Origin of the sequence: Flavobacterium sp. UW10123 (assembly GCF_040538975.1) — a bacterium.
Lineage (GTDB): Bacteria > Bacteroidota > Bacteroidia > Flavobacteriales > Flavobacteriaceae > Flavobacterium.
The window spans coordinates 123,249-146,671 of sequence record NZ_JBEWQE010000005.1 but is presented as its reverse complement, the minus strand read 5'-3'; the positions used below and the strand labels follow the sequence as shown (position 1 = coordinate 146,671).

The following is a 23,423-nucleotide window of genomic DNA, read 5'->3' as shown; positions in this document are numbered from 1 at the left end:
TGTTTTGGCTATTCAAAAACCCCGTATTTATGTATCAAAAAGAACAATTTAAAGTACTCATGGAGCATTTTGTTTCAGGTGAAATTTCATCTGAAGGAAAGGCAGCTTTACTTGCAATGCTTGACAATCCTGAATATTCAGAGGAATTTGATGCTATTCTTCGGGAAAATTATGATTCTATTGAAATTCCACAAGTTAGTCCTGAAGCGACTGATAAATTTATAAGTGAGCTTAGAAAGAAAATGGATGTTTCTCAAGAAGAAGAAGAAGAAGAAGATTCACAATCGTCTGTTTTCAGTTTATTCAATTGGCGAAAAATTGCGGTTGCGGCCAGTATTTTACTTGTCATGGGCTACGGAACACATCTTTTTTTCCAAAATAAGAATAAACAATCTTTACAATTGGCATCAAAAAAGATCGAAGATAAGGCGCCAGGAAAAACAGGTGCGATACTTACGCTTTCCAACGGTTCTAAAATAGTATTGGACAGTGTTGGAAACGGATTATTGGCAAATCAAAGCCATACAACTGTTTCAAAAAAAAATGGCGGTCTTGTATATAACGCTGATGACAATGCGCAAGTGGTTTACAATACAATGACTACGCCAAGAGCTCATCAATATCATCTGCAATTATCAGATGGAACAAAAGTATGGCTCAACGCATCATCGTCTATTACTTTTCCAACTTCATTTGCTGCAAACGAACGAAAAGTAAAGATAACTGGCGAAGTCTATTTTGAAGTTGCCAAAGATAAGAGTAAGCCATTTAGGGTTTTGGTTAATGATATGCAAGTAAATGTATTAGGAACTCATTTTAATATAAATTCATATGAAGATGAGTCCACTGTAAATACTACGCTTTTGGAAGGAAGTGTATTAATTACAGAGAAAAGTAAAAAAATACTCTTAAAACCAGGACAGCAGGCACAAAAACTTAAATCGGGTGTAATTGCTGTAAACGATAATGTAAACACAGATGAAGTAATAGGGTGGAAAAATGGTTTGTTTTATTTTGAAAATGCAAATCTTGAAAAGGTTTTACGCCAATTGAGCCGTTGGTATGATGTAGAAGTAGTTTATGAGAAAGGTGTGCCTTCAAGATCATTTGAAGGAGAAATTCAAAGAGATCTTAATTTGTCGCAAGTATTGCGAATTTTAGAAAAAAATAAAGTTCATTTCAAAATTGAAGGTAAGATTTTGAGAGTGATGCCAGATTAAACAAAAGGATTAGATCCTTTAAAAATATTTATTTACGATTCATAAAAAAGCCAGCAGATGTTGGTAGCATTTGCTGGCTTGTTCCTTAAAACTAAGGAACAGTTATGGAAAAATAAATAAACAAACCAAGCAAGGAGAATTTAATATTAACCAAAACCATTACGAAAGTATGAAATTATTACCAAAACCAAAGCCAAAGAAACATTGGCTCTCATCAAAAACCCGGAAAGTTATGAAATTAGCCTCCATACTGGTTGTTGCCATGACTTTACAAGTTTCGGCATCAGTATCATCGCAGACTGTTACTTTTTCTGGAAAGAACGTTGCGATTAAAAAAGTATTATCAGTCATAAAGAATCAAACAAATTATGTTTTTTTCTATGATGTTGAAATTCTGAAAAATCTTAAACCAATTTCTTTAAACGTAGTCAATGCTCCAATAGAGAAAGTGCTGCAGCAGACTTTTGCAGATCAATCTATTACATGGATTATTGAAGGAAAAACAATCTCGTTTGCACGTAATGCAGAGAAAGTAAAGAGTCCTAATTTGGTAACAATACAAAAGCAGATTAAAGGTAAAGTAGTTGATGATGCAGGTATGCCTATTCCTGGAGCTAATGTTAAGGAGAAAGACGGAACAGCTTCTGTGCAAACTGATGTAGATGGAAGCTTTTCTATTACAGTACAGTCATCAAATAGTATTTTGGTTGTTTCTTACGTTGGTATGGAAACTAGAGAGATAAAAATATCTGGTGAGTTTTTATCCGTTACTCTAACTCCACAAAAGCAAAAGTTAGAAGAAGTTTTGGTACAGGTTGCTTACGGAACCCAGAAAAAAAAGACACTTACGGGGGCACAAGCATCTGTAACTCAAAAAGCGCTTGAAGATCGCCCTATTACTAGTTTAACAACAGGACTTCAGGGAACAATGTCTGGAGTAACCGTTACTACTACCAGCGGTCAGCCTGGAAAAGATGGTGCTGCTATTAAAATACGTGGTATTGGAACTTTAAATAATAGTAATCCTTTAGTCGTAGTTGATGGGGTTATAGCATCAATGAGTGAGGTGAATCCTTCTGATGTTGAAAATGTGACTGTTTTAAAAGATGCAGCCTCTTCGGCCATTTATGGTTCAAGAGCAGCAAACGGAGTGATTTTGGTTACTACTAAAAAAGGGAAAAAAGGAGGAGTTCAGGTACATTTTGAATCCAATACGGGAATTCAGCATTTAGGTCCTTTACCTAGTTATTTACCTGCTTGGCAGCAAGCAGAAATGTTTAATCAGGCAAAGTTAAATGAGGGAACTTCTGTAGATAATCTGCCGTGGAGTGCAGATAAAATTCAGAAATTAAAAGATGGAAGCGATCCGTATAATTATCCTGATACTGATTGGTTGAAATTATTCTACAAGCGTGCAGCCCTGCAAAGTAACCATTATGTTAGAGTGAGCGGCGGCGATGGCAACTCACAATATTCTTTTTCTCTAGGGTATTTTGATCAGAATGGTAATGTAGATGGTTTGCGAAATCAAAAATATTCAAGCAGATTCAACATCAATTCAAAAATTAGTGAAAGGTTAAATGTCAATGGTAACATAGCCTATCAATATATGCCTACACAGGAGCCAATAAGTTCTTATGCGCCTGGTTTTAGTTCTATGTTAAAGCTTCTTAATCGTATTTCTAATACAGTTGTAAATCAATATCCAAATGGTCAGTATGGTTATGTTGGTGATGGAAATCCTATGGCTTGGTTAAATTCAGGTTCTGAAAATAAAACTATAGCAAATACACTTACAGCAAATATTGGTGCTGATTGGGAACTTGTAAAAAACTTGCATTTCAGACCAGCAGTTCAATATCGCGGTACTTCAAGCCAAAGAAAGCAGTTCATGGAAAAAATCGAGTATTTTAGTCAGGCAACAGGTGCCGTAACAAAAACTCAAGGACCTAACCAATTGTACCAAGTTTGGGATAAGAACACATATTATAATTTGCAAGCTTTATTGGACTATAAGTTAGATCTGGGAGAAAATCATCATTTGACATTTCTAGGTGGATCTACTAAAGAGTACAGTCTTTATGAATATGTTTCTGCTTATCGACAAGATTTTTTAAATAATGAACTTACAGAAATAAATGCAGGTCCGTCAACTGGGCAAAAATCTGAAGGTTATTCTAATGATTGGGCTTTACAAGGCTATTTTGGAAGATTTAATTATAATTATAATGATCGTTATCTGTTTGAAGCAAATTACAGATATGATGGTTCTTCCCGTTTTACAGGAGACAATAGATGGGCATCATTTCCTTCGTTCTCAGCAGGTTGGAATATTTCAAATGAGCAATTTTTTGAACCGGTTAAAGATGTCGTTAATTCATTAAAATTTAGAGCATCATGGGGTAAATTAGGAAATCAGCAAACAACGGTTGATGGAGTAGCAACTACTTATCCAACTTATGCAACTGTTGAATCTGGAGAAGATTACTCTTTCAATCAATCTTTGGCTCCAGGCATTGCGCCTAATAGTGGTGCCAATAACGATGCTAAATGGGAAACTACTACAGCTACTGATTTTGGATTTGATATTTCTGTACTCAATAACAGTTTGTCATTTACGGTTGATTATTTTACTAAAGACACAGACGATATTTTAATGACTTTGCCAGTTGGAGAAGTATATGGTTTAAAAGCTCCAATTGTAAATGCAGGTTCAGTATCTAATAAAGGATGGGAATTTTCAGGAAGATACACTACAAAAATTAGTGATGTTAAACTTGATCTAGGTGCAAACCTTACATACATCAATAATGAGATTACCGATTTAAAAGGTGTAGGACCTATAATTGGTTCAGGAAGTATAACATTTCAGCAAGTTGGATACCCTATCAATTCATTATACGGTTATAAAAGTGAAGGAATCTTTAGGACAAAGGAAGAAGTTGCTAGTCATGCTAAACAAAATGCAAATACTGCCCCTGGAGATTTAAAATATGAAGATATTAATCATGATGGTAAAATTGATGCGGCTGACAGAACATATTTAGGGACTTATTTTCCTAAAACTACATACGGATTTAATATTGGTGCAACCTATAAAGCGTTTGAAGTGTCAGCATTTTTTCAGGGAGCAGCTGGTGTAAAAGCAAACGTATCAACTATGATAGGGCAAATAGGAGGATCAAGTTCTAAACCTACGACAGCATTTTTAGACAGCTGGACGGTTGACAATCCAGATGCTTCTTTCCCTAGGCTTTGGACTTCTTACAAACAAAATGATCCAGAAAGTACACCATCATCTTTTTGGGTAAAAGATGCTTCTTATCTGCGTTTAAAATCGTTAATGGTTGCTTTTAATTTTCCGGAAAGCCTAAATAAAAAGCTTGGAATTGCAAATGCTAAGATTTATTACAGCGGACAGAATATTCTAACGTTTACTGATTTTTATTCCTGGATAGATCCAGAAGTAGGTTCGAACGCTAGTATTTATAGCTATCCACAAGTAGTAACAAACTCGATTGGACTTAGTATCAATTTTTAATTAAAGATTTTTTTAAATAATACGTTATGAAGAAAATACTTCTTTTTATATGTTTTGCAGCAACCTTAAGTGTAGTTAGCTGTCAGGACGACTTTTTGGAAAGAACTCCAAAAGATGCTTATAGTGATGCTTCATTATGGTCTTCAAAAGCAGATGCTACAGCGGCTTTAAACGGATGTTATGCTGGCTGGGAGTCTGGATCTGCTATTATTGGCGATGACTGTTTTACAGATAATGGTTTTGATCAGTTTGGCTGGGATGGATATGAACCAATGGCTTCGGGATTAGTGAGTCCGGGAGACGAGTGGTTTCCCAATTACTGGAGCTTTAAAACCATTCAACGATGCAATTGGTTTCTAAGTAATGTTGATAAGACACCTGCATCTTCTCTAAATGAAGACCTAAAAAACAGAATGAAATCTGAAGTTCGTTTTTTGAGAGCTTACCAATATTATAAAATGACAAATTATTATGGAGATGTGCCTTTGGTTACAACCGCATTAACTCCTGCTGAGTCAAACACAATTCCGAGAACTCCAAAAGCCGAAGTTGTGGCATTTATTATGTCAGAACTGGATGCAATTACTCCTTTTCTTCCAGTTAATTATTCAGGTGCAGATATAGGGCGTATTACCAGAGGAGCTACACTGGGATTGAAGGCAAGAATTCAGCTTATTCAAGGTGATTATGCTGGAGCAGCAACAACTTCTGCATTATTAATGACAGCTCCTTTTACGTATACTTTATTTCCAAATTTCGAGGAGCTTTTTAGACCAATGAATCATGATAATCAGGAAACACTACTTAATTGTCAGTCTTTAAAAGATCTTAATTCTGAATGGTATCCAATAGGATATGCTCCGAAATCACAAGGAGGATGGAGTTCTTATGCGCCAACACAATCACTTGTAGATGCTTATGAAACGATTAACGGAAAAACAATCGAAGAAGATGCAACCTATGATCCGTTGCAACCTTACAAAAAAAGAGACCCACGTTTAGATATGAGCATTATTAGACCAGGATCTTTCTATATGGGATCCTATTTTGATCCATATCAAGGTGATGATGATTACAATTTAGTAATGGATAATACATCGCAGACAGGATATAATCTTAAAAAATACATTTCTAATCTGGACGATTATAGAGGAACAGATTACGGTACTGATATTGACAATGTTGGAGGAGCTATAATGGTGATTAGGTATGCAGAGGTTTTATTGACTTATGCAGAGGCTAAAATCGAATTGAATCAGATTGATGAGTCTGTATATGATGCCATCAATAAAGTTAGAACTAGAGCAGGAATGCCTAATGTTGACAAAACGGTGTATAATAACCAGTCTAAAATGCGTGAGTTAATCAGAAGAGAGCGAAGAGTAGAACTAGCTTTTGAAGGACTAAGATTTATTGATACAAGACGTTGGAAGATTGCACAAGATGTGATGCCTGGAGTGGTAAAAGGAATTTTAGAAGGATCTGTAGACCATTCAAACGGTAATTTAACATTAATACCTAATACTGTAAAAGAGGTTACAACACGTGTTTTTACAAATCCTAAACATTATGTATTGCCAATTAAGCAGAAAGAAATAGATATCAATAAGAACTTAAAACAAAATGTTGGTTACTAGTATTATGTAAACTTTTACTGTTGTTTAAGTTTTGAATTAAATAGAGAGAGAGGAGCTCGGGCTCCTCTTTTTAATTTTATAGTTTGCCATAATCGTTTCTCAGAGCAGTTCTGTTTATTACATTTTAACTGCTAAAAGCGGAGAAATTTGAAAATCAAATGCAGAAAGTTCTATTGTAGAATTGCTACTGCTTTGGAAAACTATTATCTGAAAATAATTTAATAAAATGTATTTATGAAAAAAGTATTTCTGTTGTTGCTTTTCGTTTTTTTTGCAAAAACAACAATACTTACATCACAAACAATATCGCCAATATGGGCATCCGATAATGGTGATGGAACTTTTAAAAATCCACTGCTGTGGGGTGATTGGCCTGATCCTGATTTAATTCGTGTTGGTGACGAGTTTTATTTTGTTTCCACAAGTATGCATTATGTGCCTGGATGTCCAATTTTAAAGTCTAAAGATTTGGTCAATTGGGAAATGGCTGGTTATGCAGTAGATAAATACAATGAAGATAAGCGTTACAATTTACAGGATGGAGACCGATACCTGAGAGGTTCTTGGGCAGCGACAATTCGTCATCATAACGGATTGTTTTACGTTGGATTTTGCACGCCAAACTGGGATAAAGAAAAAGGGAATTTTTCCATTTGTACAGCAAAAAATATCAATGGTCCGTGGACCAGAACTATTTTTCCAGAATATTTATATGATCCAGGTTTGTTTTTTGACGACAACGGAAAAGTATATGTGGCGCATGGACAGCAAAAATTGTATATAACAGAACTAAATGCAGATGCTTTATCTGTTAAAACTCCGCAAAAAGAAATTTACGATAATAGAGAATATCCTTATCTCGAAGGATCGCATATGTATAAAGTAAATGGGAAATATTACATTCTCGGTTCTACCGGTGGTACAAAAGGTCGACAAGTTTGTTTGAGATCGGATAATATTTATGGACCTTACGAATCTAAAGTAGTCATCAATGACGATCATACGTATCCCGGAAATGGTTTGCATCAGGGCGGAATGGTGCAGTTAAAAGACGGATCATGGTGGTTTATCATTATGCAGGATCGTGGGCCAATTGGTCGTACACCCAATTTAGAACCAGTGACGTGGGTTGATGGATGGCCAATGTTAGGTGTTAATGGCAAAGGAGTGGAAACTTATAAAAAGCCTATTGTAAATGAAACATCTGCTATTAAGGTTCCTGCTGCATCCGATGAATTCAACAATTCAAATCTTGGATTGCAATGGCAGTGGAATCACAATCCCAATGATAAAAAATGGTCGCTTAAAGAGCATAAAGGTTATATGCGCTTAAAAGCTTTGAAAGCTAGTAGGCTTTACGAAGCCCAAAATACTTTGACCCAAAGAGTTCAAGGGCCATATTCAACAGGAACTGTAGAAATGAATGTGAGCGGTTTGAAGGATGGAAACACCGCTGGTTTTGGTATTTTTCAAGTTCCGTATGCGTATGTAGCTATACAGCAAAAAGGAAAAGAAAAAAATCTGGTGATGGTTAATAACGATACTATCATAACATCAGTAAAATTTACAGGAAATACGATTTGGCTTAAAGCCAATGTAACGCACGAGAACTATATCGCAACTTTTGAATATAGTACCGATGGCAAAAAATTTCTGCATATAGGGAATACTTTAAAAATGGGACTTGGTTTAGATTGGACAGCCAATCGTTTTGCCTTGTTTAATTTTAGCACTAAAGCTGCAGGCGTGGATGGTTTTGCCGATTTTAACTGGTTTCATTTCAATAATGAAAATGCATTTAAAAAAGAAGAAGCATCAGTAATTCCGAAGAAATTTGCTCATCCCGATCGCGTTCGTTATGATGGGAAAGGAATGTATATTGAAGGAAAAGAATTTTTTGCTTATAGTGCAGCATTCCATTATTTCCGTTGCCCAAAAGAACTTTGGAGAGATCGGTTTAAAAAAATCAAAGAAGCAGGATTTAATACTGTAGAGACTTATATACCTTGGAATTGGCATGAACGCGAAATGCCAGATAATATTAACGATTATTCTAAACTTGATTTTACAGATTTACTGGCTTGGTTAAAAATGGCACACGAAGAATTTGGTTTCTACACCATTGTTCGTCCGGGGCCTTTTATTTGTGCTGAGTGGTCTGGAGGCGGTTATCCGCAATGGTTGGCCAAATATAGTCCGGGTAAAGAAACTTTTTGGCTTCGCAGTGCGGATCCTGAACATATAAAGTGGTCACAGCATTGGTATAGTGCCGTATGCAAAGCATTAGAAAACGAACAAATTTCGCGTAAAGCAAAAGGGAAAAAAGGTATTATTTTGCTCCAAATTGAGAATGAATATAATCACGATGATTCTGCAAACAAAGAAGTTTTACTTAAAGGATTGTATGAATCTGTAAAGGATAATGGTATTGATATTCCAATGTTTACCTGTCTTACTGAGGAATGTCGTAGTAGTACTGATGCAGAATTATCTCAAGTATTTGATAGTGATAATTATTATGTAGGACTTAACGAAGCACCAAGCTGTGCAATCAGAATGGCCGATCTTAGAAATAAACAACCTGATTCACCCGGATTTGTAACCGAACTTCAGGGCGGATGGTTTTCTTTGGTTAATGGAAAATTGAGCGAAGATAATTATTCAGATGCTCGTCATTATAAAGCGATCAATCTAATGAGCTTATTAGGAGGTGCTTCTGGAATAAATGCTTATATGTTTTTTGGAGGAACCCATTTTGAAGGATGGGGAGCCCGCGGAATGACAACTTCATACGATTATAATGCACCTATTAGAGAAAATGGTGATTTAAGCGCGAAATATTATGTTGCAAAAGAAATTGGTGATTTCTTAAAAATATATGGCGCAAAATTAATGCAATCTGAAGGCGGGCCATGCGATTTGAGTATAGATGGGAAACCAGCTCCGAAAAACCTTTTTGGTGGAGTACGTATTGCTGCCGATGGGACAAAATTTGTCTTTCTGCATAATACTGATGATAAAAATCCGATATCAGGAAAAGTTACTCTTACTCCTGGGAAAATCAATAAAACTAGCGAGCCAATTTATAACATCAATCAGAATGGCGAGAAAGTCTTAATTGAAACGACAGGAGCAAATTCAAAAGAAACTATAAATATTCCTGCTTTTGATGTCGATTTCAAACTAGCCGATCTTGATGCAAAAGTATTGGTGATTCCGCCCAGAAAAAATCCTTCAGAAGGCGAGTGGTGGCCAAAGAACAGTATCGTTGAAAAAAGGAGTTCAGATCATAAAAGCATTCGTATTTCAAAAGTATTTATGAAAGATGATCCGAAAGAAAGTGCGGTATGGGCGCCTTTGAAAGAAGAAACTTCTCTTTCAGAAAACGGAGTAAATGATTTTAGATACAGCTATTATAAAACAAACATCAAACTTACAAAAGAACAGGCGGTTAGTCAGAATAAGCTATTATTCAACATGTTTACCCGCGACATTGTTAATGCAGAGGTAAATGGACAAATAGCCAAAAGAATAGCTCCAGATAAAGCCGATGCGCAATCTTGGCCAACCCGTGATTGTTTTATTCGTATTGGATCAGAGGTATTTGACAATCAGTTTGACGTGTCTGGATTATTGAAAGAAGGAAATAATGAAATTATAGTAGTTTATGAAAACTTAGGGCATGCACACGGTTATATGCCAATGGAAGAATTAGCAGGTATAAGACGTGCAGGTTTATCTGATTCTACTGCTAAAATAAACTGCGAACTGAAATGGGAAATTGCTAAAGATTTAGGTGGTATTACAGCAGGATTTACCAAACCAGAATTCAAAACTTCTAAATGGGAAAAAATCAATCTTGATACCACAACAGAACTTTTGAAGAAAGGAAACGGAGCTCTGATTAAAGCAGATCCAACCAATTTAGTTACGTGGTATCGTACAGAATTTGAACTTAACGAAAATGCTGATGCTGAAAAAATGTGGAAACTTTTAATTAATGCTTCAGGTAATGGTTATATGTATTTGAACGGACATAACATTGGAAGGCATTGGGAAGCAGGTCCGCAACGCGAATTCTATTTGCCAGAATGCTGGCTTCGTTTTGGAAAGAACGAAAAAAATGTCATCAGCATTCAGCTTCGCCAAACCATAAATGGTGCAGGAATAAAAGGAATGGAGATTAAGGAATATTGATTAAAAGACTGGTTTGGCATTAAAACTAGTTCTTTAATCAAAAGGCATAAAATCAATTATTGACTGTCTAAAAAATGTAATAATGAAAAACACAATTGCACTTTTAATCTTGCTGTTTATTGTAGGAACAGCTACATCACAAAACAAAACAGCAAATCAATTATCAGTAAATCAGATAGCAGATTTTAAAATAGGAGAAAATGATTTCATGCTTAACGGAAAGCCATATGTTGTAAGATGCGGGGAAATGCATTTTGCCAGAATACCTAAAGAATATTGGGCGCATCGTTTAAAAATGGCAAAAGCAATGGGATTAAATACGGTTTGTGCCTATTTGTTTTGGAATATGCATGAGCCAGAACCGGGAAAATTTAATTGGACAGGAATGGCTGATGCTGCTGAGTTTTGCAATTTGGCACAACAAGAAGGATTGTACGTTATTTTACGTCCAGGACCTTATGCTTGTGCAGAATGGGATTTTGGTGGTTTTCCGTGGTGGCTGCTTAAAAAGAAAGATATTAAGCTTCGCTCACAAGATCCTTATTATCTTGAGCGCTGTCGTATTTATTTAAAAGAAGTGGGGCGTGTTTTGGCTCCACATCAAATTAATAATGGAGGCAATATTATTATGACTCAGGTAGAGAACGAATATGGGTCTTATGGAGCAGACAAGGAATATTTAGGCAAAATAAGAGATTATTTGAAAGAAGCAGGTTTTACCGTTCCGCTTTTTACTTGTGATGGGCCTTCACAGTTAAAAAATGATGTGAGAGAGGATATTTTTAGTGTAGTAAATTTTGGAGGAAATCCTGAGTCAGCTTTCAAATCACTAAGAGAAGTTCGTCCCAAAGGACCTTTAATGTGTGGAGAATATTATCCAGGCTGGTTTGATTCTTGGGGAACTAAACATCATACAGGTTCAGCCGACAATGTAGCAAAAGAAATAAAATACATGCTAGACCACAAAGCGTCCTTTAGCATATATATGGCACATGGCGGCACTACTTTCGGATTGTGGACAGGCGCTAACAGTCCGCCTTATTTGCCTCAGACTTCAAGTTATGATTATGATGCTCCAATTAGTGAGGCAGGATGGGATACTGAGAAGTTTTATACTTTACGCAAACTTTTTGCTAACTATTTGCAGGAAGGAGAAACTTTGCCAAAAGTTCCTGCGAGGAATAAAGTCATTAAAATACCAGAATTTGCGACCACAAAAGTAGCTCCTTTATTTTCTAATCTTCCCGATTTTATTGAAGACAAAAATCCACAGAATATGGAAGAATACAATCAGGGATTTGGAAGCATATTGTATAGAACAATATTGAAGGGCGGAAAAGCAGCTACTTTAAACATAAAAGAAATACATGATTATGCATGGGTTTTTATTGATGGAAAAAAAATAGCAAGTCTTGACCGAAGAAAAGAAGAAAATAGCTGTAAAATACCTGCCACAAGAAAAGGAGCCGTTTTGGATATTTTGGTTGAAGCAACGGGCAGAGTAAATTATGGCGGGGCATTACATGATAGAAAAGGTATAACCGAAAAAGTATTTCTAACCGATAGTGACTCAAAAAATATTGATTTGTATAACTGGAAAGTTTTTCCAATTGCTTTAAACAATAACAAAACTCCTGATTATTTAAAATTCGAAACAAGGAATACAACAATGCCAGCTTTTCATAAAGGAAACTTCGTACTAGATGAAACCGGTGACACATTTTTAAATGTATCTACTTGGGGTAAAGGTTTGGTTTGGATAAACGGGCATTGTTTAGGCAGATTTTGGAATATTGGGCCTACACAATCTATGTATGTTCCAGAGCCATGGCTTAAAAAAGGAAATAACGAGGTGGTTGTTTTAGATTATATGGGACCTTCTAAAAATGTCCTTTCAGGAATGGAACTCCCTATACTTGATGCTTTAGCGCCTTCTTTAGTTAGAACAAAGCACAAAAAAGAGAATCAAAAATTGCAGTTGCAAAATCAGGTGCCTGCATTTACTGGTACAGCGAAACCTTCGATTGAATGGCAGGAAGCAAAGTTTAAAACTGTAACTGGACGTTATGTATGTTTTGAAGCTTTAAACGGATATCAGGAAAAAAGCCCTTATGCATGTTTGGCCGAATTATATCTTTTTGACGAAAATGGAAAAGAAATTCCGCGCACCAAATGGAAAGTGGTTTATGCGGATAGCGAAGAAACAGAAAGTGAAGATGGAAGATCAGATAATGTATTTGATTTGCAAAGCACTACCTATTGGCATACTCAATATTCGGAAACAGAAGACAGCTTTCCTCATCAGATTGTAATTGATTTAGGGAATATTAAAAGTATTGGCGGAATGAAGTTTCTTCCACGTCAGAATTCTCCAAACGGACAAATAAAAGAGTATAACATTTACATAAGCAAAGAACTGTTTAAGGGTTTATAAACTGACAATTGTTTAGTTCTAAAAATTAAAATCAGTATGTTTAAAATCAATCAATATTTAGTTCTGTTATGCCTCTTTTTATTGCAGAGTACTTTTGGAGCATTTGCTCAGAAGTCAACATTAAAGGGCATGACAGCATCTGCAAAAAATCCCGGAAAGACTTTAAATTTAAATACCAATTGGGCTTTTTTTAAAGGTGATGCCAAGGGTGCAGAAACAATAAATTGTCAGGATAAAGACTGGGCTTCGATAAGTATTCCGCATACCATGCGTCTTGAAAAAAAGCATAATGGAGGAAATGCAATTTATCAGGGAATTGGCTGGTATCGCCGTTATTTTAAATTGGATAAGCTGAATCAAAACAAAAGAATCACCTTAAACTTTGAAGGTGTTCAAATGAATTGTGATGTGTTTTTAAATGGAGAAAAACTAACAACGCATTATGGTGGTTACATCGGATTTGTGATAGATATAACCAATAAGGTTAAGTATGATGAAAATAACGTTTTGGCTGTTAGGGTTTCTAGTGAAAATGATCCATTGACACCTCCAGGTAAACCACAATCTGGATTGGATTTTTATTATTACGGCGGAATTTATCGCAATGTAACTCTTACTGTAACAAACAAACTGTATGTCTCAGATCCACTTGAAGCAAATAAAATTGCAGGAGGTGGGCTTTTTATTACTTACCCAAAAGTGAGTAATGATAAAGCAGAAGTAAGCATAAAAACGCATGTTGTCAATGAGACCAATATGAGTAAATCAGTTCTTTTAAAAACAAGTATAAGGAATAAAGAAGGAATAGAAGTTGCAAAGGGTAGCGGTACAGCATCTTTTTATGGAGAAAAAGACTTTTTGCAAAATCTTACTGTTTTAAAGCCAAAATTATGGCATCCTGATCATCCCTATTTATATGAGGTTGTTTCAGAAGTTTATGACGGAAAAGAGCTTACTGACGTTAAAACCACAAAAATTGGGATTCGCACTATTTCTTTTAAATCACCGACAGGAGAAGCAGACGGTTTTTATATCAATGGAAAAAAGCTCTATCTGCGTGGTGCAAACCGTCATCAATGTTATCAGAACATAGGAGATGCAGCATCAAATTCGATGCAGTATCGCGATGCTTTACAAATCAAAAAAGGAGGTTTTAATGCGGTTAGAGCATCTCATTATCCTCAATCTCCAGCTTTTCTAGATGCTTGTGATGAGATTGGTTTGCTGGTTATTGAATGTGAACCGAGCTGGCAGTTTTTTAATAAAGATTCTGTATTTATAGCTCGTACCCATCAAAATGTCAGGGAAATGATCAGAAGAGACCGTAACAGACCTTCGGTTTTTTTATGGGAAACGTCTCTTAACGAGTCGCCTACACCAGATTATTGGGCAAAAGAAATAGTAAAGATTGCACATCAGGAAATGCCAAACGATCAAATGTTTACTTCTGATGATTTCTTTGCAAAAGGAAGAAAATTCTATGATGTAAGTTACAAAGTGATTAATGAAGATGGCACAGATCCTATGATTACAATGCCTTCACTTACCCGTGAATGGGGAGACACTTGGATGGCAGATCCTGAAAAAGAAAATGGACTTAGAGCTTCACGAATTTATACCGAAAAAGGACTTTTAGCACAATGCTATTTAAGGCAAAATGCACTTAACGGAAGTATGCTCGAAGAAGAAGGCGCCTACTGGGATCATGCCAGACTCGATGCTAATAAAAGAATAGGAGGTTACTTCTTATGGAGTTATAACGATTACACCAGAGGAACCGATAGCATCACAGCTTTTAGCGGAGTGGTAGACATAGACCGTTATGAGAAATTCGGATACTATCAGCTCAAAGCAATGCAGGACGCGCGAAACCCTGTTTATGGACCAATGGTATATGTTGCCAGTTACAATAATCGCCCAGATCTCGATTCGGTTATTACTGTTTTTTCTAATTGTGATAAGGTTCGATTATATCGTAATGATGTATTTGTCGGTGAAATGACAAGAAAGGAGAATGCTAAAACAGCTCCTTTTGTAGCAGCCAAAGGTGGAAGCCCATATTTTAAGTTTAGGACAAATGATTATCAATCTGGTGAATTAAAGGCAGAAGGGATAATCAATGGAAAAGTAGTTTGCACTCATGCTGTTAAAACTCCAGGTGAAGCCGATCATCTTGAAATAGAAGTCGCAGATCGTGGAATTAATCCAATCGCAGATGGCTCTGATATGGTTCCTTTTTATATTAAAGTTTGCGACAAAAACGGAACTGTTCTTAGCAATAAAAGTCCATTAGAAACATATCAAGTTAATGTGGAAGTCTCTCGAAATGGCGTACTGATTGGCGCAAATATTCCACGTATTAAAATTGCTTCACAACAAACAGAAGGAGGAATCGGGTACGGAATAATTCGAACAACCAATCAAGCCGGGGATATTGTAATATCAGTTTCCAGTCCCGGACTAAAATCAGCGAAAACAGATATTAAATCCGTTCAATATCAGGGAGAATATGTTCCAGATGGTGATCATGCAAAATGGGAGACAGAAAAAGAAACCAATATGGAACAGTCGGTTTCAAATAAAACAAAATCAGAAGCATTGCCTCCAGTTATAAAACTTGTTGCAAATCAAGTGAGTCTGTCGAATAAAATCGATAACAAAGGACTGGAGAATATTTTAGATGCAAATGCTTCGACATTGTGGTCATCTTCAAAAAGGAATTTGCCAGTTGTAATGCAAATAGACCTTGGAAAGAAAATGATGCTGCAAGGAAGTAAAATCGTTTGGGGAAAAGACAGCGATTGGTACACGTACTCTCTAGAAGTTTCTGAAGACGCTACAAAGTGGAGTAATGTGTTTAAGGAAATAAAAGTTTCTGGTCAGGATTACAAGCCTTTACTATTTAAGTATGAAAACATAAAATATGTGAGAGTAATTATTTTGGATGTACAGCCTGAGAATAGTAAAACCGCAATCAAAGACATAGAATTTTATGGTGTTTCCATGTAAATGAAAAATTAATATAGAGGTTCCATAAGTGCGAGAATGAACCAAATTAAATCTTAGTAAATGACAATAGAAAATTGAAATCAAACAATGTTATTTCAAAAAAATATAATAATCTAAATATTATCAAATGAAAAAAAGTCTTTTTATTTTATCCGTTTTTCTTTTGCTGGCGGGAAAAGCAACTGCGCAAACAAAACATACATTTGCTATTAAAGACAGCAATTTTGTATTAGACGGCAAGCCCATTCAAATTCATAGTGGTGAGATGCATTATGCCAGAATTCCAAAAGAATATTGGCGCCATCGTTTGCAAATGATGAAAGCCATGGGATTAAATGCCGTAGCAACTTACGTATTCTGGAATTATCATGAAATTGCTCCAGGAGTATGGGATTTTAAAACTGAAAACAGAAACTTGGCAGAATACATCAAAACAGCTCAAGAAGAAGGGCTTTATGTAATATTACGCCCAGGTCCGTATGTTTGTGCTGAATGGGAATTTGGCGGTTATCCTTGGTTTTTACAAAAAGTGCCAGACATGGTCATTAGAGGAAATAACAAACAGTATTTGGCAGCAACAAAAGCATATTTTACAGCGCTTTATGGGCAGGTGAAAAATTTACTAGTAACCAATGGCGGGCCAATTATCATGGTTCAGGGTGAAAACGAATTTGGTTCGTATGTTGCGCAACGTAAAGATATTTCGATTGAAGAACATAAAAAATACAGTGCGGCCGTTTTCCAACAGCTAAAAGATGTAGGGTTTAATGTGCCATTCTTTACATCAGACGGAAGCTGGTTATTTGCTGAAGGGGCACTTCCAGGTGCTTTGCCAACTGCTAACGGAGAAGACGATGTTACGAAACTAAAAGAAGTAGTAAACAAATTTAACGGAGGAAAAGGGCCTTACATGGTAGCCGAATTTTATCCAGGTTGGCTGGATCATTGGGCAGAACCTTTCCCGAAAGTGAGTGCAGAAGAAGTGGCTAAACAAACTAAAAAGTATCTTGATGCAGGTGTTTCTTTTAACTATTATATGGTACATGGAGGAACAAATTTTGGATTTACTTCTGGTGCGAATTATGATGGGAATCATGACATTCAGCCTGATTTAACTTCATATGATTATGATGCCCCAATTAGCGAAGCAGGCTGGGCAACCGAGAAGTACTATGCTCTTCGTGATTTATTAAAAACAGCAAATACACCAAATGTTCCAGCAAAAATTAATGTCATTGCAATACCAGAAATCAAATTGACTAAAGCCGTTGCTTTAGAATCGTTTAAGAATAAAATTAAACCCGTAAACAATGAAAAACCGATGACTTTTGAAGAATTGAATCAGGGGCACGGTTATGTTTGGTATAGTAAAAAATTCAAACAGCCTATCAGCGGAAAATTAGAGTTAAAAGGACTTCGCGATTATGCTATTGTTTATGTAAATGGACAAAAAGTTGCTGAATTAAATAGCTATTACAAAAACTATGAATGTACTATTGACGTTCCTTTTAACGCTACTTTAGACATTATTGTTGAAAACATGGGGCGTATTAATTATGGAGCAAAAATTGTTAATAGTACAAAAGGTATAATTTCTCCTGTTATAATCAACGGACAAACAATAACTGGTGACTGGAATATGTATCCTCTACCAATGGACAAAATGCCAAATCTTGCTGAAGCTAAAAACAATGCGAAAGCGGGACAGCCTGCTCTTTATCAAGGGACTTTTAGTTTGGCTAAAAAAGGAGATACTTTCCTTGATATGCGTGATTGGGGTAAAGGAATTGTATTTATTAACGGAATCAATATTGGACGTTACTGGAGTGTTGGGCCACAACAAACCTTATATGTTCCAGGATGTTGGCTGAAGGAAGGAAGCAACGAAATTGTAATTTTTGAACAAAAGAATGACAAGCTTCAAACAAGTGTAAAATCGACCGAAACTCCAATTCTAGAGGACTTACAGCCTGAAAAAGGTGAAGTCAAGTAAGAATGATTCTTTTTAGTAAATGACAAAAAAGGCGTTGATTTCTAATGAAATGTAACGCCTTTTTATGACAGATATAAAATCCTTTTAATCTTAATAATCTGTGGCTAAAAAAACTTTGCAGCTTTGCGATTTTGCGAGCATTTTTCTCTCGCAGATTTCGCAGATTTTTTTGATCTGTTTTAATCCTTTAAAATCTGCGTGAAATATTTATGTGCACAGATTTATAAAAATCCTTTTAATCTTAATAATCTGTGGCAAAAAAATCGCGGCTTTGTGACTTTGCGAGCAATTTTTTTACACAAATTACAAATTAAGCTTTCTATATTGCAAAGGCGAAAGCTGTTTTAATTCCTTAAACTTTCGATTAAAATTGGAAATGTTATTAAAGCCACACAATTCGGCAATTTCCAAAACAGAGAGTTCTTCATTATTAGATAATAATTTTGCAGCTCTCTCAATACGTACTTCAATTAGAAATTGAAAAAAAGATTTGTTGGTCCGGACTTTAAAATACCGGCAGAAAGCATTTTTTGTCATACTCGCAATCGAAGCAATTTCGTCAAGAGTGATATTTTTATGGAAATTGGTCATTACATATTCAAATACAATCTGCATCCGTTTTCCTTCGTTATCCGTTATTTTCTTTTGATACAAATAATTAGAAAGCGGAGTAGTTTCAGATGTTGAAAGCCACTTTAGAATATCTAGAAATAATATAAAACGCGTATAACTGTCGGCTTTCTTGAGTTTTTTAAAATATTTGACAACTTTTTTTGGTGCATTATGGATGATGAACCCATTTTTACTGCTTTCTAGAATAGGATGGATATTTCTAAAAGTAGGCAACTCAAAAAAATCTTTTCCAAACGAATTGAATGTAAAAAATAAGGTGCGCATTACAGAAATTACATTTTCTTGAACGTCGCTTCTAAAAACATGTGGCAAATTGCTTCCAATTACGAGTATATCGCCTTCATGATATTGCGAAATAGTATCACCTGCAAAAACGGCTCCTTCTCCTTTTTCTATAAAACTAATTTGAATTTCTTCATGCTGATGCAGTTTATCATAGAATGATACTTCGATATCTTCTTGATATATAAGGGGATCCTCTCCAGATTTTGGAATCTTAAATGGAAAAACTTTCATATAGTGGTTAGTTAGTTATAATCAAATATATTGCATTTGAATAAAAAAATGATGCTATAATGTTCAGTTTTTTAAAATTTACCACTATATAGGGTAATATAGTATCATTTTGTGGTAATTTTTAAAGGGTTCGCTCTGTTGTTTCTAGATAATTTTGGCCTTAATAAAAAATTAAAAATATGAGTATTCAATGGAATGGCGTTATGCCAGCGGTAACTACAAAATTTACTGCAGATGACAAATTAGACTTCAATATGTTTGAAGTTAATATGAAGGCACAATTAAATGCTGGAGTTTCAGGAATTATTTTAGGAGGCACTTTAGGTGAAGCCAGCACGCTTTTAGAAGAAGAAAAAAGAGAATTAGTAAAACATACTGTTTCGCTAACAGAAAATAAAGTGCCTGTAATTATGAATATTGCAGAGCAGTCTACAAAAAATGCAATTTTAGCAGCCAATAAAGCCGAACAAGATGGAGCAAAAGGATTAATGATGCTTCCTCCAATGCGTTATAAAGCATCTGATTTTGAAACAGTAACTTTTTATAGTGAAGTGGCAAAAAATACTTCTCTTCCTATTATGGTATACAACAATCCAATTGACTATAAAATTGAAGTAACGCTAGACATGTTTGAAGAATTATTAAAATATGATAATATTCAAGCAGTAAAAGAGTCAACTAGAGATATCTCTAATGTTACTAGAATGATCAACCGTTTTGGAGATCGTTTAAAAATATTATCTGGAGTTGACACATTAGCATTAGAAAGTTTATTTATGGGTTCTGATGGATGGGTTTCTGGATTGGTTTGTGCTTTCCCTGAAGAAACAGTGGCAATTTACAAATTAGCAAAAGCAGGAAGATTTGATGAAGCGTTGAAAATCTACAGATGGTTCTTGCCTTTATTAGAATTAGATATTAATGCATTTTTGGTTCAGAATATCAAATTAGCAGAAGTTGCAACAGGAATTGGTTCAGAATATGTTCGTGCGCCAAGATTGCCATTGCAAGGAGCAGAAAGAGAAAGAGTTTTAGCTATTATCGCTGAAGGATTACGCACTAGACCAACTTTACCAGATTATAAAAATTTATAATAGGCATATTTAAAAGATTGGCTCTGCTTTTTTAGTTTTCAGTCTCGGTTCTCAGCTTTCAGTCGCAGTCTCAGTTTTTCAGTTTCCATTTACAGTCAGGGTTTTCGGTTACTGTGTTTACTGAGGCTGCGACTGAAACTTGAGACTAAAACCTCGGCTGAAAACTAAAAAATGCTCTTAATTCATTTATAAGAAAAAAACATGATTACAGGAAAAAATTATATAGGAAGCCAGCTAAAAGCGGGCGGCACAAAAATACTAAAAACGTTTAATCCGCTATTGAATACAGAAAATCCATGGGTTTTTACTGAGGCAACTCAAGATGAAATTGAGGAAGCAGTTGCGTTAGCCAATCAAGCATTTGCAAGTTATAAAAACTATTCTGGTGCAGAAAAAGCTAAATTTTTAAATGCCATTGCTGATGAAATTTTAGCATTAGGAGATGATCTTTTAGTTCAATACTGTACGGAATCGGGTTATCCAAGAGGAAGGGCAGAAGGAGAACGCGGAAGAACAATCGGACAATTGAAAGCTTTTGCTAGTATGCTTACAGAAGGAAGCTGGGTACAAGCAACAATAGATACTGCAATAATTGATAGACAGCCTGCGCCAAAAGAAGACTTACGCAAAATGTTAACACCTTTAGGGCCAATTGTGGTTTTTGGATCAAGTAATTTTCCTTTTGCATTCTCTACAGGCGGAGGAGATACAGCTTCGGCTTTGGCTGCAGGTTGTCCAGTTATTGTAAAAAGCCATTCGATGCATATCGGAACGGGTGAAATGGTTGCTTCTGCAATTATTAAAGCAGCTCAAAAAACCAATATGCCAGAAGGTGTTTTTTCTAATCTTATCGGTGACGGAAGAACACTTGGTACAAGTTTGGTAAAGCATCCATTAGTAAAAGGAGTGGGTTTTACAGGAAGCATTAAAGGTGGACGTGCTTTGTGCGATTTAGCTGCACAACGTCCAGAACCAATTCCGGTATTTGCCGAAATGGGAAGTATAAATCCTGTAGTGCTATTACCTAATGCGTTGAAAATAAATAGCCCAAAATGGGCATCAGCGTATGCAAGTTCTATCACTTTAGGAGCAGGACAATTTTGCACTAACCCAGGATTATTGTTAGCTTTAAAAGGAGAAGAATTAAATAAGTTTACAGAGAATCTGGATCAGGCAATCGAAAAAATTCAGCCAGGTTGCATGCTTCACCCTTCTATTTATGCTGATTTTAATAATGGAATAACAAAAATAGAAGAGCAGAATGGTGTTTCAAGAATAGCTCAATTTAAAGGCGAAACAACGCCAAATCACGGTGCTTCAACTGTTTTGAAAGTTGATGGAAAAGAATTTTTAAAGAATGCAACATTGCATAATGAAGTTTTTGGGCCTTTTTCAATTTTAATTGAATGCGAAAATGAAGCCGAATTAATAGAAGTAATTTCTAAGTTAGAAGGACAGCTGACAGGAACAATCATAAGCGAGGAGAACGAAATTGATACGCATAAAGGAATAATTGCTGCTTTACAGAATCGTGTAGGTCGATTAATATATAATGGTGTGCCAACAGGAGTAGAAGTTTGCGCTTCTATGCTTCATGGCGGACCTTATCCTGCATCATCAGATTCACGTTATACTGCAGTAGGTATAGACGCGGTTTATAGATGGGTACGCCCAGTAAGTTTTCAGAATTGGCCAAATCATTTGCTGCCAGCTGAATTACAAAACGAGAATCCACTGCAAATTTTTCGTACAGTAAATAATAAACTAACACTATCTCAAATATAAAATGGTAAAGAAAACTTTTTTTTGCGTAGATGCTCATACGTGCGGGAATCCAGTAAGGGTTGTTGCCGGTGGCGGACCAAATCTACAAGGTGATTCGATGAGCGAAAAACGGCAGCATTTCTTAAAAGAATATGACTGGATTCGTAAAGGCTTAATGTTTGAGCCAAGAGGTCACGATATGATGAGTGGCAGTATTTTGTATCCGCCAAGCAATCCTGATAATGATTTTGGGATTCTGTTTATAGAAACTTCTGGCTGTCTGCCAATGTGCGGACACGGTACAATTGGAACTATTACAATTGCTGTCGAAGAAGGTTTGGTTACTCCAAAAGTTCCTGGAATTATCAAAATGGAAGCGCCTGCAGGTTTAGTGCACATCGAATATCAGCAAACTGGTAAAAAAGTAGATTGGGTACGTCTGACCAACGTAAAATCGTATCTGGCTGCCGAAGGGCTTACCATTGATTGCCCTGAGTTGGGTGAAATTGTTTTTGATGTGGCTTATGGAGGAAATTACTATGCCATTGTTGATCCGCAAAAGAATTTTTCTGGCGTTCAAGATTTTACAGCAAGCAAAATTGTTCAGTATAGTCAGGAAGTGCGCAAAAAGATTAATGAAAAATATCCAAATTATTTCATTCATCCAGAGAATGATACAATTCGAGATGTATCACATATGTTATGGACTGGATCGCCTATAGATTCAACATCATCTGGTAGAAATGCGGTTTTTTATGGTGATAAAGCAATCGATCGTTCGCCTTGCGGAACAGGAACATCGGCTAGACTGGCACAATTGCACGCTAAAGGAAAATTAAAAAAAGGAGAAGAGTTTATTCACGAAAGTTATATTGGAAGTAAGTTTATTGGAAAAGTCGTAGAAGAAACTTCTATTGGAGATATTCCAGCTATTGTTCCAAGCATTCAAGGGTGGGCAAAAGTGTACGGATATAATAATATTATAATTGATGAAAGCGACGATCCATATGCATTTGGATTTCAGGTTATTTAAAAATCAGTTTATAATATGATTAAGCTGTTGGTTAAATTAAATTATTGTTTTTTGAATAGTCCCTAGTTTTAACTAAAAGATTTTAGAAATTGTAAATAGGATGGGCTTTAGCCAAATTAACGTGGTTGTTGTTTAAGCTAAAACCATCTTTTACAATTTTAATTACCACAATCTAAAGATCAATGTCTTAAGTTAAGAGATTTTCGATTTCAGATTTGAGCATAGAATAAATAGTATTTAGACATAGCCCGTGGTTTCAACCACGGGTTCATATAGATTGTTTTTTGATAACATACCCGTGGTTTCACCACGGGCTATGTTTAAAAATGGAATCAAAAAAACAATTGCTAAG

At 35.7% G+C, this 23,423-nt stretch carries 11 protein-coding genes; 10 read left to right on the top strand and 1 reads right to left on the bottom strand.

Features of this window, described 5'->3' with window-relative positions; genetic code table 11:
* The first annotated feature begins 29 nt into the window (after nucleotides 1-29).
* The 7 genes from ABXT06_RS07720 to ABXT06_RS07690 all read left to right on the top strand — a co-directional run bounded on the left by ABXT06_RS07720 (nucleotide 30) and on the right by ABXT06_RS07690 (nucleotide 18,031).
* Entirely contained in the window at nucleotides 30-1,220 is a 1,191-nt protein-coding gene (locus ABXT06_RS07720) for a FecR family protein (RefSeq protein ID WP_354590224.1), read from the top strand.
* 232 nt (nucleotides 1,221-1,452) lie between these two features.
* Nucleotides 1,453-4,761, top strand: coding sequence for a TonB-dependent receptor (locus ABXT06_RS07715; protein ID WP_354590223.1), 3,309 nt, complete (start codon nucleotides 1,453-1,455; stop codon nucleotides 4,759-4,761).
* A 26-nt stretch (nucleotides 4,762-4,787) separates the two neighbouring features.
* On the top strand, nucleotides 4,788-6,398 hold the full coding sequence (locus ABXT06_RS07710) for a RagB/SusD family nutrient uptake outer membrane protein (RefSeq protein WP_354590222.1): 1,611 nt from the start codon (nucleotides 4,788-4,790) through the stop codon (nucleotides 6,396-6,398).
* A gap of 234 nt (nucleotides 6,399-6,632) precedes the next feature.
* Nucleotides 6,633-10,595 (top strand): beta-galactosidase, encoded by a 3,963-nt coding sequence (locus ABXT06_RS07705; protein ID WP_354590221.1) that lies wholly within the window; start codon nucleotides 6,633-6,635, stop codon nucleotides 10,593-10,595.
* Nucleotides 10,596-10,677: 82 nt separating this feature from the next.
* Nucleotides 10,678-13,029, top strand: a complete 2,352-nt coding sequence (locus tag ABXT06_RS07700; protein WP_354590220.1) for a beta-galactosidase — start codon at nucleotides 10,678-10,680, stop codon at nucleotides 13,027-13,029.
* A gap of 36 nt (nucleotides 13,030-13,065) precedes the next feature.
* The gene (locus tag ABXT06_RS07695) at nucleotides 13,066-16,038 is read left to right on the top strand and encodes a glycoside hydrolase family 2 protein (protein ID WP_354590219.1); all 2,973 of its coding nucleotides are present in this window, start codon (nucleotides 13,066-13,068) and stop codon (nucleotides 16,036-16,038) included.
* Nucleotides 16,039-16,165: 127 nt separating this feature from the next.
* Nucleotides 16,166-18,031 carry a glycoside hydrolase family 35 protein gene (locus tag ABXT06_RS07690; RefSeq protein ID WP_354590218.1) on the top strand — a complete coding sequence of 622 codons (1,866 nt, stop codon included), beginning with the start codon at nucleotides 16,166-16,168 and terminating at the stop codon, nucleotides 18,029-18,031.
* Between the two features lie 303 nt (nucleotides 18,032-18,334).
* Here ABXT06_RS07690 and ABXT06_RS07685 read toward each other — a convergent pair whose 3' ends face one another.
* Entirely contained in the window at nucleotides 18,335-19,180 is an 846-nt protein-coding gene (locus tag ABXT06_RS07685) for an AraC family transcriptional regulator (RefSeq protein ID WP_354590217.1), read from the bottom strand.
* Nucleotides 19,181-19,359: 179 nt separating this feature from the next.
* Between ABXT06_RS07685 and ABXT06_RS07680 the strand changes: the two genes are divergently transcribed.
* From ABXT06_RS07680 to ABXT06_RS07670, 3 genes are all read left to right on the top strand, one after another.
* Nucleotides 19,360-20,274, top strand: a complete 915-nt coding sequence (locus ABXT06_RS07680; RefSeq protein ID WP_354590216.1) for a dihydrodipicolinate synthase family protein — start codon at nucleotides 19,360-19,362, stop codon at nucleotides 20,272-20,274.
* Nucleotides 20,275-20,475: 201 nt separating this feature from the next.
* Nucleotides 20,476-22,059: an aldehyde dehydrogenase (NADP(+)) gene (locus ABXT06_RS07675; RefSeq protein ID WP_354590215.1), complete on the top strand. Its 1,584-nt coding sequence runs from the start codon at nucleotides 20,476-20,478 to the stop codon at nucleotides 22,057-22,059.
* A 1-nt stretch (nucleotide 22,060) separates the two neighbouring features.
* On the top strand, nucleotides 22,061-23,071 hold the full coding sequence (locus ABXT06_RS07670; protein WP_354590214.1) for a 4-hydroxyproline epimerase: 1,011 nt from the start codon (nucleotides 22,061-22,063) through the stop codon (nucleotides 23,069-23,071).
* The last annotated feature ends 352 nt before the right edge of the window (nucleotides 23,072-23,423 follow it).